Origin of the sequence: Pseudooceanicola batsensis HTCC2597, assembly GCF_000152725.1 — a bacterium.
Classification (GTDB): domain Bacteria; phylum Pseudomonadota; class Alphaproteobacteria; order Rhodobacterales; family Rhodobacteraceae; genus Pseudooceanicola; species Pseudooceanicola batsensis.
This window is the reverse complement of sequence record NZ_CH724131.1, coordinates 2,700,980-2,715,895: the sequence shown is the minus strand read 5'-3', so window position 1 is coordinate 2,715,895 and position 14,916 is coordinate 2,700,980. Positions and strand designations below refer to the sequence as shown.

Sequence of the window (14,916 nt, the reverse complement as noted above, 5' to 3'; positions counted from 1 at the left end):
CCCCTCCTGACAAAGCCATTCACAAAGGAGAAACTCAAATGGCAATGAAAATTCGTCTCGCCCGTGGCGGCTCCAAGAAGCGCCCGTTCTACCGCATCGTCGCCGCCGACTCGCGCATGCCGCGCGACGGCCGCTTCATCGAGAAGCTGGGCACCTACAACCCGCTGCTGCCCAAGGACAGCGAGGATCGCGTCAAGATGGACATCGACAAGATCAAGGCGTGGCTCGACAAGGGGGCGCAGCCGACCGACCGCGTGTCCCGTTTCCTCGAAGCCGCCGGCGTGATCGAGAAGAAGGAACGCAGCAACCCCAAGAAGGGCACCCCGGGCAAAGCCGCCCAGGAACGCGCCGAAGCCCGGGCCGCCAAGGCTGCCGAAGCGGCCGAGGCCGATGCCGCCCCGGCGGAAGAAGCCGCGGCAGAAAACGCGGAATAACGGAAGCTGTCCCCGGCCCCGCCGCCTGTGGCGCGGGGCCGCGTTGATCCGCGATGCTCTTTCGACCGGTCCGGCTCATGATCCTGCTTGCCATCGCCTTCGGGGCCGGCATGCTCTACGAACGCGGGCAACAGGCACATGCCTGCCCGCCCGAAGCCGGAGTGCCGGGGGACATCGACTGCGAATAGGTGTGGCATGACCGAAACGGTCTGTGTGGGTGCGATTGCGGGATCCTACGGGGTCCGGGGCGAGGTGCGGCTGAAGAGCTTCTGCGCCGACCCCGAGGCCATCGCCGAGTACGGCCCGTTGACCGGCGACAACGGCGCGAGCTATTCGGTCACGCTCACCCGTCCCATCAAGAACGGTTTCGCCGCCCGGCTGGGCGGCGTCGCGACCAAGGAAGAGGCGGACGCCCTCAAGGGTGTCCAGCTCTTCGCCCCGCGGGACCGGCTGCCGGCCACCGAGGAGGACGAATTCTACCATGCCGATCTGATCGGACTGCGGGTGGTCGACACCGGCGGGACCGAGATCGGCACGATCCGCGCCGTCATGGACCACGGTGCGGGCGATCTGCTCGAGATCAAGGGGCCGGGGCTGAAGAACACCGTTCTGCTGCCCTTCACCCGCGCCTGCGTTCCGACCGTCGACCTCGCCGGGGGCAAGGTCGTGGCGGACCCGCCCGAGGGCCTCTTCTGAGCATGGGCGGCGCGCGATCCCACGGCCGCAAGAGCATCCGGCCCACGCTGGTGCCCCGCGACCTCATGACCGAGCCCGTCGCCCTGGCCGGTATCTGGACGGCGCGCATCATCACCCTGTTTCCCCAGGCCTTTCCGGGCGTGCTGGGCGAAAGCCTGACCGGCCGGGCGCTGGCCGACGGCACATGGCAGCTGGAAACGGTAAACCTGCGCGAGTTCGGCGAGGGACGTCACCGCAATGTCGACGACACGCCCGCGGGGGGCGGCGCCGGGATGGTGCTGCGCCCGGACGTGATGGGCCGCGCCATCGACAGCGCAATGCGCGGCACGCGCGGCGCCTGGCCGCTGATCTACCTGTCGCCGCGCGGAGGGCGGTTCGACCAGGCCATGGCCGAACGGCTGTCGCGGGCGCAGGGCCTCACGATGATCTGCGGCCGGTTCGAGGGGCTCGACGAACGGGTGATCGACCACTACGGGATCGAGGAAGTCTCGCTCGGCGATTTCGTCATGACCGGCGGCGAGCTGGCCGCGCAGGCGATGATCGACGCCACGGTTCGGCTTCTGCCCGGCGTGCTGGGCAACGCCGCCTCGACCGAACACGAGAGCTTTTCCGAGGGGCTGCTGGAACACCCGCAATACACCCGCCCGGCCGAGTGGAAGGGCCGGAGCATCCCCGAAGTGCTGATGTCGGGCCATCACGGCGAGATCGACAAGTGGCGCCGCGCCCAGTCGGAACGTCTGACCCGCGAGAGGCGGCCGGATCTGTGGCGCGCCCATGGCGCCGAGGACGAATAACACGCTTGATCCGCAGGTGATTCCGGCCTATACGCCGCCCGTCCGGGGCCTTGGCCATCCGGACCGTTCGCCTGTTGTCCGCCCCGGCCTCTTCACCGGACCGCGACCCCGGCGTCGGAGCAAAGAAGAGCGTGACCAGACCTCTGGCGGGCTGCATCAGCGGGACCCGGTACGAAGACCAGAGCTATGTGGTGACACCCAGATCGCGGGCAAACCGCGGATATAGGAGACCAAAGCGATGGACCTGATCGCACAGCTCGAGGCGGAACAGATCGCCGAACTGGGGAAAGACATCCCCGATTTCAAGGCGGGTGACACCATCCGCGTCGGTTACAAGGTGACCGAAGGCACGCGGACCCGCGTGCAGGCTTACGAAGGCGTGTGCATCTCGCGCAAGAACGGCGACGGCATCGCCGGCTCGTTCACCGTGCGCAAGATCTCCTTCGGCGAGGGCGTGGAGCGCGTGTTCCCCCTCTATTCCACGAATATCGAGAGCATCGAAGTCGTCCGCCGCGGCAAGGTCCGCCGGGCCAAGCTCTATTACCTCCGGTCGCGCCGCGGCAAGTCGGCCCGGATCGCCGAGGTGACGAACTACAAACCCAAGGCGCAGGCCAAAGCGTAAGGATCAGACGAGATGAAAAAGGACACCCATCCCGACTACCACGTCATCGACGTCAAGATGACCGACGGCACCGTGGTCCAGATGCGCTCGACCTGGGGCGCCGAGGGCGACACGCTGTCGCTCGACATCGACCCTTCGGTCCACCCGGCCTGGACCGGCGGATCCTCGCGCCTGATGGATACCGGCGGACGCGTTTCGAAGTTCAAGAACAAGTACGCCGGCCTGGGCTTCTGAGCCTTGCCAGCATGACCTTCGCGGCGCCGCCCCCCGGGGCGGCGTCTTGCGTTTCGGGGCCGGTCGCGGGCGCGCGGACACGGTCAGGTTGCAAGGGCCATCAGGCTTTCGTGACAGCCCATTGCTTTTGCGGGGGAGGTATGGGAAGAGCTTGGCCCGAGGCTCAACCTGGACAGTGTGATGGCGCTAACCAAGATCCGGAACGGCGAACCGCAGACGCAGTTCGACGAAAAGAACGAAATCGATCTTGGTGAGATTCTCGGAACGCTCTGGCGCGGCAAGCTGATCATCGCGGCGGCCGCGGTCGTGGCCCTCTTCATCGGCGCCTACTATGCCTTCTTCCAGGCCGTTCCGCTCTATACGGCGACCTCCAGCGTCACCCTGGAAAGCCGGGAAGAACAGATCGTCGACATCGAAAGCGTGGTGACCGGCCTCTCGGGGGATCAGGCCACCATCAATACCGAGATCGAGGTGCTCAAGTCGCGCGGCCTGATCACCGGGCTGGTCCGCGACATGGACCTCGTGGACGATCCCGAGTTCAACGTGGCGCTGCGCGACGACAGCGGCGTGTCGATCGGATCGGTGCTGAACTGGATCCGCACGAACATCCTGGGCCGGACACTGTCCGACGGGCCGCGCGATCCGCAGATCATCGAGGACAAGGTCGTCGATGCGGTGCTGGAGAGCGTGACGATCACGAACCCCCGGCAGACCTACGTCTTCTACATCAGCATCGTCACCCGCGATCCGCAGAAATCCGCCGCGATGGCGAACCGGATGGCAGAGCTCTACATCCAGGATCAGATCGCGGTGAAGTTCCAACGCACCGAGAAGGCGACGGAATGGCTGACCGAACGGGTGAGCGACCTGCGCATCGAACTGGAGAACGCCGAGACCCGGCTCAAGTCCTTCAGCACCAATACCGACCTGATCAGCCCCGAGGGCCTCTATGCCCTCAACCGCCAGATCAAGGAACTGCGCGACCGCCGGGCCGATCTGGAACAGCAGCTGGCAGCCGCCGAGGCGCGGTCGGCCAGCCTGCGCAAGAACAGTTCCGAGTCCTTCGAACTGCGCGCCTCTCTCACCGGCGACGATGTGCTCAACCGGCTGCTGACCCGGGTTTCCGACGGCGACGCGGACGCCCGGGAAAGCTTCGACGCCCGCTACGAGACGCTGGTCGCCCGCTCCGAGCAGGAATTGGGCCGGGTCCAGCAGCAACTCGCGATCCTCGACACCTCGATCGAGGACCTGGCCGCGCGCATCGATCGCCAGTCGAACGAACTGGTCAGCCTCCAGCAATACCAGCGCGAGGCCGACGCCAGCCGCCTGATCTACGAGCATTTCCTCAGCCGCCTGAAAGAGACCAGCGTTCAGCAGGGCATCCAGCAGGCCGACAGCCGGGTCCTGTCGCAGGCGGTCATCCCGCTGCGCCCCTCGGCCCCGCGCAAGACGCGGGTCCTGGCGCTGGCGCTCATCCTGGGCGTGATCGCCGGCTCGGCCATCGTGCTGCTGCGCGAGGCGGCGCAGAACACCTACCGCGTGTCGGAAAACCTCGAGAAGGACACCGGGATGCAGGTGATCGGCCAGATCCCCCTGATCCCGGCGCGGCGCCGCAAGAACGTGCTCAAGTACCTGTCGGAAAAGCCGAATTCCGCGGCCGCGGAATCGATCCGCAACCTGAGGACCTCGATCCTGCTGGCCGATCTGGACAATCCGCCCAAGGTGATCATGTCGACCTCATCGGTGCCGGGCGAAGGCAAGACCACCCAGTCGCTGGCCATGGCGCAGAACCTCTCGGGGCTGGGCAAGAAGGTCCTGCTGATCGAGGGCGACATCCGCCGCCGCGTCTTCAGCCAGTATTTCGAGATCGAGTCGGATCAGGGGCTTCTCGCCGTGCTCTCGGGCGAGACGACGCTGCAGGAGGCCGTGCGCTTCAACGACCAGCTCAATGCCGACATCCTGATCGGCGAGAAGTCCAAGGTGAACGCCGCCGACGTCTTCTCGTCCGAACGCTTTCACAAGTTCCTGGACGAGGCGCGGGCCGCCTATGACTACATCATCATCGACACGCCGCCCGTTCTGGCGGTGCCGGATGCCCGCGTCATCGGCCAGTCCGTCGATGCGATCATGTACGGCGTGAAATGGGACAGCACGACGCGCCGGCAGGTCCACGAGGGGCTCAAATCCTTCGCCAGCGTCAACGTCAAGGTCTCGGGCCTCGTGCTGACGCAGATCAGCCAGCGCGGCATGAAACGGTACGGCTACGGCGACAGCTACGGCGCCTACGACAGCTATTACAACAACTGAGGCAGGCCGGGCCCCGCAACGCGCGGTGCCATAACGGTCTGGAAAGGTCCCTGCCCGATCCTCCCGGCAATCAACACCGGGAGAAGTCCATGTCCGATCGGTCCGCCAACCTCATGCTGCCCTATATCCAGCCGTCGCAGGCGCAGAAGCACGTCACGCATAACGAGGCGCTGCTGGCGCTCGACGCTCTTGTCCAGCTCGGCGTGCTCAGCGCCGATACCGCCGCCGAACCCGCCGATCCGGCCGAGGGCGACCGCTATATCCTGCCGGCCGGGGCCACCGGCGCTTGGTCCGGGCGGGATGGCGACCTGGCGATGCGCGCCGGCGAAGGCTGGGTCTTTCTCGCGCCCCGGGCCGGGTGGTCGGCCTGGGTGGCGGATACCGGCCAGACGCTGCGGCACGACGGCACGGGATGGTCCCCCGAGATCTCGGATCACCAGAACCTCGCGATGGTGGGCGTGAATGCCGCCGCCGATGCCGGCAACCGGCTGACCGTCGCCTCCGGAGCGAGCCTGCTGACCCACGAGGGGGCGGGGCACCAGGTGAAGATCAACAAGGCCGCCGCGTCGGACACCGCCAGCCTCGTCTTCCAGACCGGCTGGTCCGGCCGGGCCGAACTGGGAACCGTGGGCTCCGACGCGTTCGACTTCAAGGTCAGCGATGACGGCGCGACCTTTCACACCGCCCTGCGCGCCGATCCGGCCACCGGCGTGGTCGATTTTCCCAACGGGGCGACCGGGCTTACCGATCCCGCCCTCGGCGCCGGGACCGCTGACCTGGTGCCGCAGGATTACGTCGTCGCACGCGGGACCGATCTCTTCGCCAACGGTTCCGGCCTGCTCGGGACGGGCTACAACTTCCCCGCCCAGTTCACGCGCGATCCCGCCGTGAGCCCGGGCCTCCCCGCCGCCTTCCGCCATGCCGGCCATGCGCCCGGACCCTGCATCTCGACCGAAACGATCCCCGTCGATCCCCGCCTCTGCTACCGCGTCGGTTGCGCCCTCCGTCAGGAGGGGCTGGCCGGCGACTGGTCGGCCCATGCGCAGCAGGAACGGCATCGGCAGTCCTTCGGAATAGTCTGCCTCGACGCCGACGGCCTCGTGATCGAGCCGCTGCACCACGGGCGCTTCCGCTCCGGCGGGACCGACAGCCTGACCTTCCTCGCCGCCCCGCTCAGCCCCGGCGATACCCAGATCCAGCTGACCGACGCGGCGGGGTGGAACGACAGCGATCCGGACGCGGACACCTGCGGCGTCGTCATCTTCGGCTATCGCAGCGCCGGCGGGCAGGCCCATGATCTCTACAGCCGGATTGCCGCGACCGATCTCTTCGTCCCTGCGGGGGTGAACAAGACCACCCATGTCGTCACCCTTGCCGCGCCCCTGCCCGCCGCGCTCGGCAACCCCGGGGACGGCGGCGGCACCTGGCCCGCGGGAACCCCGCTCGCCAACAGCGCCGCGGCAGGCGGTCACAAGCGCGCGGTGCTGGACGGCTATCACCTGCCCGCGACGGACAGCTGGGTCAGGGTCAACCGCCACATCGGCGGGATCGACGGATCGGGCGGCGACGTGGCCGGAAACTTCGCCCCGGGGACCGCCGCGATCCGGCTGGTCTGGTGGCCGAACGAAACCAACCAGCCCGGCGGCGTGGCAGGCTATCCCGACACCGGCGCCGCGCATCGCGTCTGGTTCGCCGCCGCCTCGGTTCTTCCCGATCCGCTCGCCGTGACCGAGATCGTGACCACCGGGCCCCTGCCCGGTTCCAAGACCGTTCATGCGCCGGTCGCCAACATCGCCGGAGGGCGGATCGATCTCGCGGCGGCCACTCTCGTGGTTGAGCCGCTCTGAGCCTGTCTGTTGCAGCGAGGCCACGCGCGGGGCCGCAATCCGCGAAGACGCACGCATTCCGGGGCGGCGGGAAATTGATTGTTGCCCGCTGCAAACCGCTGAACTAGATCTGACGTGCATGCAACAAACCTCGAGGAGACCAACATGAAGCGCATCGCAGCACTTTCGCTTGTCGCCGCACTGGCCGCCACCGGCGCCTCCGCCGACAACGCATCGGCCAGCAAGCCGACCGTCTCGACGCAGGCCGGCCTGGCTCTGTCCGGCCTCGGCCCGGCAGCCGTGGTCGCAGGCATCGCGGTCGTCGCCGTGGCCGTCGCCGCATCCGACAGCAGCTCCGGCACCTGATCCGAGATCCTGCGAAAATCGGAAGAACCCCGCCCCCGGGCGGGGTTTTTTCGTGGCCGCATGCCGGGCAGGGCCGGTGAGCGGATGCAACGCCTTGGCAAATATTTTCCCTGCAACGGCCTCGGGGCTTGAAACGAGCCCGGGCATGACCCAAACAAGGTCGTCGCCTGCAGGGAGAGCCCGATGAAATTGATGATCGCCATTCTCAGCCTGCTTGCGATGTCGAGCTGCGGATCGGTCTACATTTCCTCCCGTATTTCGGACAACGACGACAACGTCCAGATCGTCAGGCTGACCCCGGAAACCGTGCGCGTGGCGAACAGCACCGCCTACAACCCCCGGGAGATTCCCGAGGTTTTCTTTGCCAATGCTGGCGGTCCGCGCGGCGGGCGCGGCATCGGGGCGGTACCCCCGACCTCTCTCGATCCCGAGCGGCGGCCCGCAGCCCTGACGCTCAACGCACCGCCGCAGCCGCCGCAGCAGCCCTACACGATCGGCGTGGGCGACGTGCTTCTGCTCGCGACCCGCGGAAATGCCACCACGGTCGAGCAACTCTCCGGCCTGCTGGCGGCGCAGAACCGGCGACAGGGGTACACGGTACAGGATGATGGGGCCATCGCGATCCCCGAGGTCGGGCGCGTCCAGGTAGCGGGCGCGACGCTCGAAGAGGCCGAGACCATGCTGTTCCAGAAGTTGGTCGAGAACCAGATCGATCCCAGCTTCAGCGTCGAGATCGCCGAGTTCAACTCCAAGCGCGTGTCGATCGGCGGCGCCGTGGCGCAGCCGACCGTGGTGCCGGTGACGCTGACCACGCTGACCCTCGACGAGGCGTTGTCGGCCGCCGGGGGGATCGCGACCAGTGATCTTGATTACGCCTCGATCCGGATTTACCGCGACGGCACCCTCTATCAGATTCCGCTGAGCGACTACCTGAGCCAGCCGGACCTGCAGAAACGCCGGCTGATCGATGGCGACAGCATCTTCGTCGATACGGAATACGAGCTGGAGCGCGCGAGGGCCTATTTCGCCGAACAGATCCAGCTTGCCCAATACAAGCAGCAGGCCCGTGTGCAGGCCCTGAACGAACTGCAGGCCGAGGTGGATCTGCGCCGCCAGGCATTGGAAGAGGGCCGCGAGAATTTCAAGGACCGCATCGCGCTGGATGCCGTGGACCGCGACTACGTCTATCTGACGGGGGAGGTCAGCACGCCCAGCCGCTATGCACTGCCGTTCGGCCAGCAGGCCTCCCTCGCCGATGCGCTTTACTCCGAGGGCGGATTCTCGTCCGAGACCGGCAATCCGGGGCAGATCTACGTGCTGCGGGGCACGGCAGACGCGGGCAACCCGGACCTCGTCACGGCGTGGCACCTCGACGCCCGGAATGCGGCGAATTTCGTTTTGGCCACGCGCATGGAAATGCGGCCGAACGACATCATCTTCATCGCCGAACAGCCGATCACCCGCTGGAACCGTGTCGTGCAGCAGATCGTGCCGTCTCTGCTGACATCGAGTGCCGGCCTCGCCTCGAACTGAGGTCGGCTCAGGCTGCATCCTGCACCACATAGCTGAGGCGCCGCGCCAGACGTATCCAGAACTCCGCGCCCAGATCTTCCCGATGGATCGTGTCCGGTGGTCTGTCGGGGATCGACAGCTGCCAGTGCTGCCCGTCGCCTTGCAACCGGGTGGCGAGGGCGGCGTTGCTCGGGGCGAAATGCAGGTCCAGCCGCGCGCTCTCCTCCCGCGTAAAGAGACATTGCGGACGATCCGGACCGAATTCCAGATCGGACGCCTCTTGCGCGGCGCGGCGCAGATGGGGCCGCGCCGGTCCGCCCGCTGCAATCACCTGCGCGGCCCAGACCGGCAGCACGCCGGGGGACACGTTCGACCACCCGTCCGGCGGAAGAACGGGAATCTCCGGGTTCGTGCCGGGGCAGATCACTTCCATCAGGCGCGATACGAGTCCCCCCGGGGCGGTGCGGACGGCGGCGTAGTCCAGAAGGCGGATCTCGTCCGCGGCGAATGTCTGTCGCAACCCGCTGTACAGCGCATTGAAGTTGCACCACAAACCATCAACCTGACTGGTCTCCATCGCCTCGGAGACGAGGGCGGGCGGGCGTGGCGGCGGGCCGTTGCGGGCTAATTCCAGATAGACGGACTGCAGGAAACTTTTCTGGTCGCGCAGCACGCAAATGAGTGTCAATTCATAGCCGCTGAAGATGCGGCGCAGTTCATTGAAATCCACACGGCCGCCGCGTCCGCCGGCCCGCGAGAATTCTTCGCTCGACAAGAGCAGGGTGCGGTCGGTCCCGCGCCAGTCCGCCGCCAGTTTTTCCAGCGCGGCGCGAGCGCCTCCGGGCAGGCGATAGGCCTGCGGCAGCGCGATCCAGTCGGTCAGCAGGCCATGGTGGCCGGTGTGACGGCCGAGATCGGGATAGACCACGCCATGCTCGGCCAGCGTGGCGCGGTTGGCATGGAAGGTATCCTGCGCCGAGGTCGTCCCGGTCTTGTGCGTGCCGATATGAAGGACAAGCCTAGCCATGAACGGCAACCTCCGGCTTGCAGCTGGCCTGTCCCGTGCTCTCGGCCAGGATGTCGAGGTAGAGATGGCCAAAGGTGCGACTGGGTTCGAGCATCGCCTTCTCTCCCCATTCGTTCCAGGCATTGATGAACAGTTCACCACGATAGGACTGCGCCAGACGCTCCCGTTGCAGGTCGCGCAACCAGCTGCGGAAGGTCGCGGGATTGGCACCCCGGGCGATATGCGCCCGCGCCCGGCGCCGGGCAGAATTGTCCCAACTCGGCATGATGCCGGCGATGGTCTTTTCGGGGAGGCCGGCGCGATAGCCCTTGTCGAGGCTCCGTCGCGCGACGGCCGGATAGTCGTAGATCAGCCCGGCGAAGCCCGGTGCGGGCCCTGCCTCTCCCAACAGGTTTCCGGCAGAACCGCCGAAGAGATAGGCGCTGTCGTCGACGAGCCCGTGAGGCGGCATCTCGATCCAGAAATCGAAAAGGTTTTCCGGCACGTCGGAGGAGCCGCCGACGTGGAACGACACCGCGCCCAGTTCCACCGAGCCGACCCCGGCTTCCCTCCACGCGCGGCGCATGCGGGCGACGTTCTGGACCGGCGCGGGCATGTCCTCGGGCCGGTAGATGACGAAGCGGGGGGTGCGGCCGTCGGGCCGCTGATAGCGCCGGTCGGCCATATACGGCAGGGTCGACCGGACGAGCGCCTCTTCGAAGCCGGGGGCATAGTCCTGCTCCCTCAGGATTTCGCCGGACAGACCGTCCCAGTTGCGCCGCCAGCTTTCGTTGGCCCAGCAGAGGTAGAACGGAAAATCGAGGTCCGGGCGGGCCAGCAAACGGTTCATTGGCTCGTCGAGCAGACGCCGGCCGCCAAACCAATAGTGATAGACACAGAAGGCATCGATTCCGGCGCCGCGCGCGAGCCCGGCCTGAGCCGCCATGGTTTCGGTCAGACGCAGGTCGTAGAAGCCGAGATCGGCGGGTCGCGCCGGCTGAAGATGCCCCGGAAAAGCCGAGACGGCCTCGACCACGGCGCGCCATTCGGTGTAGCCGGGGCCCCACCAGGCATCGTTTTCCGGAACCGGGTGGAATTGCGGAAGATAGAAGGCCGAGACGTATCGTGGAGTCCGGAGGACCGGGGCAACCGCCCTCCCCAGTTCGGATGTCTGTCGCACCTCTTGCCCGGCGGCCTTGGCCAGCGCGCCGATCGCGCGTTCGAACGCGTGCGCCAGGGTTCCGTCGGTTTGGCCCGACTCCGGCTCGAAGAGATCCTCGGTCAGATCGAGAGCGCGGATCATGCCCAGCAACAGGGGTTTCATCCAGTACATGGACCCCGCCGGAAAATCGAAATCGGTGTCCGAGCGGTCAAGCTCGACCCGGCGCAGCAGGGCGTCGGTTCTGGCGCGGTTCGACCCCCACCATTTGCGCACGGAGTAGCGTTGGCCGTCCGCGACCCAGAGCGCCGCGTCCTCGTCGGCCAAAAAGGCGGAGAGGCTTGTCCAAAGTGCCTTTCCCGGCAGGACACCGTCCACGAGATGCCGGCGCCAGGCGTCGCCATCGTCCCGGTGCGGGGATTTCTTGCCGTGCAGCTTGCAGATCGCCTCGTATCCGTCGAAGGCCCCGGCGTTCAGGAGGCGCAGGAAAGGCAGGATATCACGGCCACGGTTGGCCACGGGAAAGACCTGCGCGCGGGGATGAGCCTCCCGGATGATATCGGCCAGCCACTCGGTTTCCGGTCCGCGCCAGGTGAGGGTGACGTAGAGGTCGAACGACAGGTCGAGGCGGTCGAGCCTCTCCGAGAACTCCGGCCAGAGGTCGGGATAGTAGAGATGCAGGTGGATGGCAAAGCGCGCGCGAGGACGCCGCGGGTCGAAGCGCGGGATAGTCGTGCGAATCGGCGGCAGGGACTCGACCGGTTGGGCCCGGGTTCCGCGTCCTTCCCCCCGGCCCAGCGTGAGAAAATGGTGGAGCGGCGGCAGACCGGCCTCGGCCACGTCGGGGTTCAGCCCGAGATAGGCACCGGGCGAGAAATCGGGATGCGGCTCCAGCCCCATTCGCTCGCCCCAGAGCACGTAATGCCGCATCGGGAATGCCCGGCACAACCAGTTGAGCCCGGCGATCTGCGCCTGGTAATGGACAGGATCGAAGAGACCTGCCCTGCGGATCCGCGCGACGTAGCGCAGAGTGGACGGGCCGGGCATCAGCAGACGCACCGCCTTGCCGCCCTTCCGCATCCATCGAGCGATAGAAGCCATCAGCGATTCCCCTCGTTTTCCAAAATTTGGCACACCGGTCTTAACCGGAGCTGAAGACGGCACTTGAAACCTAGGTCCTGCACAGCAGCATCCGCGCATCGCGCCGGAGGAGCAGGAGGCCGAGGACCAAGGCGATCAAGGGTGGGAAAAGGGCGTAGAGCGGGTCGAGCCCGCCGGGAGCGTACCCGGGGTACAGCCCGGTCCGAACCAGCGAAATCGAGTGTGCGAGCGGGTTCAGCCAGACGAGATCATCGAAGGGCGGCGGCACCGCATCGGGCAGGAAAAGAACGCCGGACACGATGAAGGCCGGTCGGTTGAGGATGGCCCAGGCACGCTCCCAAACCGGCCATCGCTCGAAGAGGTAGGCGTTGAGCATCCCGAATCCGAGGCCGGTGGCGGCCGCCAGCCCCATGCCCGCGGCGACCCGCAGACCGTCGGGCGGGGGTGCACCCGCCAGCAGGATCATGGTGCCGAGGACGAGTGCCGCGACCAGGATATGCGTCAGGGCGTTCAGCAGAAACCGCGCGAGGACCGCGTCGATCCAGGAAACCGCCGGATAGGCCATGAGCGGGCGCGAATAACGCAGGGCGACACCCACCTTCTGGCCGAGGTCGCCGTAGAAGACGAAAGGAAGATAGCCGCTGGCATAGAAGAGCGGAAAGTCGCGCCCAAGCGGCGGCACGTCGAACGCGAGGGCGAAGACGACCGAGAGGAGAGCCACGGCCGCCACCGGCTCGAGCACGGCCCAGAGGTAACCGCCGGGCGTCCGGCCGTATGTCGTGGCGATTTCGCGCAGCACGAGGGCGGCGATCGCACGGGGGGCGGTGTGGCGTCTCAATTCCGGGCTCCGGCGTTAGGCGAATCTTGATGACTCGGGTCTAGACCGGAAACCTGAAGAACGAATTAGCAACAGGAGGGCCGGCGCTCATGGTCCGCAGCGCGCTTTATCCGTTGCCCCGGCGGCGGCCCGACGGCCTGCCCGAGGGGTTTCCCGCGCTCGTTCCGCCAACCTCGGAGCGGCAGGGTTTCGCGGGGCCGGCCGGTCTGAGGCTGCGCCACATGACGATGATCGCGCTGTTCGTGCTGCTCGTTCCGCTGCCTGGCGGGGTGGCGGCCTGGTACCTATACACGCGGGCGCAGGACCAGTTCGTCTCGACATTCGGCTTCGTCGTGCACGCCGAGGGCGACGCGCCCGCCGGAAACGTGCTGGCGGCGGTGCCCGGGCTTTCGGCACTGGCCGGCACGCCCTCTTCGGATACCGATATCCTGGACGCCTATCTCGATTCGCAGGCCCTCGTGACCGAGGTGGACGAGGCGCTCGACCTGGCCGCCCTCTGGTCCGGGGGGCATGTCCGCGATCCGGTCTTCGCCTTCGATCCCGACGGCTCGATCGAGGATCTGACGCGCTACTGGCGGCGCATGGTTCACGTCGCCTATGACCACGGCGCCGGGCTGATGGAGGTCGAGGTCCGCAGTTTCGATGCGGAGAGCGCCCGGAGGATCGCGCGGGCGGTCGAGGCTGCCTGCAGCGAGTTGATCAACAGGCTGGGCGGGATCGCGCGGGCGGACCGGGTTCACCACGCCCGGCGGGAGCTGCGGCTTGCCGAAACTCGGCTCGGCGCCGCCAGACGCGCGCTGACGGAATTCAGGGTGGCGAACCGCGTCGTCGATCCACTTGCCGACCTGGAGGGCGAGATGGGGGTGATCCACGGGCTGCGGCAGGCGCTGGCCGAAGAGACCGTCGCCCTGGAACTGCTCGAGCGGACGATCGGATCCGGCGGGGCGAACAGCCGCCGTACGGCTGTCAACGATACGCGCGTCCGACAGTCGGAACGCAGGATCGCGGCGCTGGAACGGCGAATCGCGGAAGAACGGCGCGTCTTCGGAGATCCGGGCGGACAGCGCGACCTGGCGCGGCTGATGGGAGATTACGAACGGCTGAGCGTGGATGTCGAGGTCGCACAAGAGGCCCATGCGCTGGCTCTCGTCGCCTTCCAGACCACCCGCGCGGCCGCCGACCGGCAAAGCCGCTATCTCGCGCCCTACAGCAGTCCGACACGGGCGGAACGCGCGCTCTATCCCCGGCGACTTCAGACCCTTGCGTTGCTGACCGGGGGGCTGTTCTTCGGCTGGTCGCTGCTCATGCTGATCATCTACAGCCTTCGGGACAGGTACTGACATGATTTCCCTGGAGAATGTCACCAAGTCCTACCCCGCGGGCGATACCCGCCAATACGTGGCGCGGGACCTCTGCTTCGATTTTCCGGAGGGCGAGGCCATGGCCCTGATCGGGCGGAACGGGGCCGGAAAGTCCAGTCTCTTGCGGATGGTGGCCGGTACGATGCCCCCCGATCGGGGCCGGATCGTCCGGCGTGGCCGGGTCTCCTGGCCGGTCGGGTTCCAGGGCTCGTTCCACCCGGATCTGACGGGGCTCGAGAATCTGCGATTCGTGGCCCGTGTCTATGGCGTGGATACCGGCGATCTGACCGACTTCGTCGCCGACTTTGCCGAGCTGGGGCCCTATCTGCGCCGCCCCGTGCGGGACTATTCCGCCGGCATGAAGGCGCGGCTGGCCTTCGCGATCTCCATGGGCGTGCCGTTCGATACCTACCTGATCGACGAGGTGACATCGGTCGGAGACGGCGCCTTTCGACAGAAGAGCGAGGAGATGCTGCGCCAGCGGCTCACCCGGGCGGGGGCAATCGTGGTCTCGCATTCCATGGAGCTCCTGGCGCGACTTTGCACCTCGGGCGCGGTGCTGGAGCGGGGGCGGCTGTTCTTCTACGCCAGGGTGACCCGCGCAATCGAACACCATGATCATCTGATGCAGGGGCGCCTGCCCCCCTGGCTGCGGTGAGC

The 14,916-nt window shown here is 67.1% G+C and carries 14 protein-coding genes; 11 read left to right on the top strand and 3 right to left on the bottom strand.

Translation table 11 applies throughout. The features are described 5' to 3' along the window. Positions 1-38 precede the first annotated feature (38 nt). The 9 genes from rpsP (at position 39) to OB2597_RS17000 (ending at position 8,812) form a co-directional block, all read left to right on the top strand. A complete protein-coding gene (rpsP, locus tag OB2597_RS17040; RefSeq protein WP_009806856.1) occupies positions 39-434 on the top strand; it encodes a 30S ribosomal protein S16 in 396 nt (131 codons plus the stop codon). A 195-nt stretch (positions 435-629) separates the two neighbouring features. Continuing rightward, the gene (rimM, locus tag OB2597_RS17035; protein WP_009806854.1) at positions 630-1,130 is read left to right on the top strand and encodes a ribosome maturation factor RimM; all 501 of its coding nucleotides are present in this window, start codon (positions 630-632) and stop codon (positions 1,128-1,130) included. Between the two features lie 2 nt (positions 1,131-1,132). Then, the gene (gene trmD / locus OB2597_RS17030; RefSeq protein ID WP_009806853.1) at positions 1,133-1,924 is read left to right on the top strand and encodes a tRNA (guanosine(37)-N1)-methyltransferase TrmD; all 792 of its coding nucleotides are present in this window, start codon (positions 1,133-1,135) and stop codon (positions 1,922-1,924) included. Between the two features lie 238 nt (positions 1,925-2,162). Continuing rightward, positions 2,163-2,546 carry a 50S ribosomal protein L19 gene (gene rplS, locus OB2597_RS17025; RefSeq protein WP_009806852.1) on the top strand — a complete coding sequence of 128 codons (384 nt, stop codon included), beginning with the start codon at positions 2,163-2,165 and terminating at the stop codon, positions 2,544-2,546. Positions 2,547-2,558: 12 nt separating this feature from the next. After that, entirely contained in the window at positions 2,559-2,780 is a 222-nt protein-coding gene (gene rpmE / locus OB2597_RS17020) for a 50S ribosomal protein L31 (RefSeq protein WP_009806851.1), read from the top strand. 180 nt (positions 2,781-2,960) lie between these two features. Next, complete coding sequence (locus OB2597_RS17015) at positions 2,961-5,087, top strand: GumC family protein (protein WP_009806850.1); 2,127 nt, start codon at positions 2,961-2,963, stop codon at positions 5,085-5,087. Positions 5,088-5,176: 89 nt separating this feature from the next. Beyond that, positions 5,177-6,934, top strand: coding sequence for a DUF2793 domain-containing protein (locus OB2597_RS17010; protein WP_009806849.1), 1,758 nt, complete (start codon positions 5,177-5,179; stop codon positions 6,932-6,934). A 144-nt stretch (positions 6,935-7,078) separates the two neighbouring features. Beyond that, the gene (locus OB2597_RS17005) at positions 7,079-7,279 is read left to right on the top strand and encodes a hypothetical protein (RefSeq protein WP_009806848.1); all 201 of its coding nucleotides are present in this window, start codon (positions 7,079-7,081) and stop codon (positions 7,277-7,279) included. Positions 7,280-7,462: 183 nt separating this feature from the next. Next, complete coding sequence (locus tag OB2597_RS17000; RefSeq protein WP_009806847.1) at positions 7,463-8,812, top strand: polysaccharide biosynthesis/export family protein; 1,350 nt, start codon at positions 7,463-7,465, stop codon at positions 8,810-8,812. A 7-nt stretch (positions 8,813-8,819) separates the two neighbouring features. Here OB2597_RS17000 and OB2597_RS16995 read toward each other — a convergent pair whose 3' ends face one another. The 3 genes from OB2597_RS16995 to OB2597_RS16985 form a co-directional block, all read right to left on the bottom strand. Continuing rightward, entirely contained in the window at positions 8,820-9,818 is a 999-nt protein-coding gene (locus OB2597_RS16995) for a hypothetical protein (RefSeq protein ID WP_009806846.1), read from the bottom strand. Next, the gene (locus OB2597_RS16990; protein WP_148234756.1) at positions 9,811-12,057 is read right to left on the bottom strand and encodes a glycoside hydrolase family 99-like domain-containing protein; all 2,247 of its coding nucleotides are present in this window, start codon (positions 12,055-12,057) and stop codon (positions 9,811-9,813) included. Before OB2597_RS16990 ends, OB2597_RS16995 begins: the two co-directional genes overlap by 8 nt. Positions 12,058-12,127: 70 nt before the next feature. Next, complete coding sequence (locus OB2597_RS16985) at positions 12,128-12,895, bottom strand: ABC transporter permease (protein WP_009806844.1); 768 nt, start codon at positions 12,893-12,895, stop codon at positions 12,128-12,130. Positions 12,896-12,984: 89 nt separating this feature from the next. Between OB2597_RS16985 and OB2597_RS16980 the strand changes: the two genes are divergently transcribed. Together OB2597_RS16980 and OB2597_RS16975 are read left to right on the top strand one after the other, a co-directional pair. Then, the gene (locus OB2597_RS16980) at positions 12,985-14,235 is read left to right on the top strand and encodes a sugar transporter (protein WP_009806843.1); all 1,251 of its coding nucleotides are present in this window, start codon (positions 12,985-12,987) and stop codon (positions 14,233-14,235) included. A 1-nt stretch (position 14,236) separates the two neighbouring features. Continuing rightward, positions 14,237-14,914: an ABC transporter ATP-binding protein gene (locus OB2597_RS16975; RefSeq protein WP_009806842.1), complete on the top strand. Its 678-nt coding sequence runs from the start codon at positions 14,237-14,239 to the stop codon at positions 14,912-14,914. The last annotated feature ends 2 nt before the right edge of the window (positions 14,915-14,916 follow it).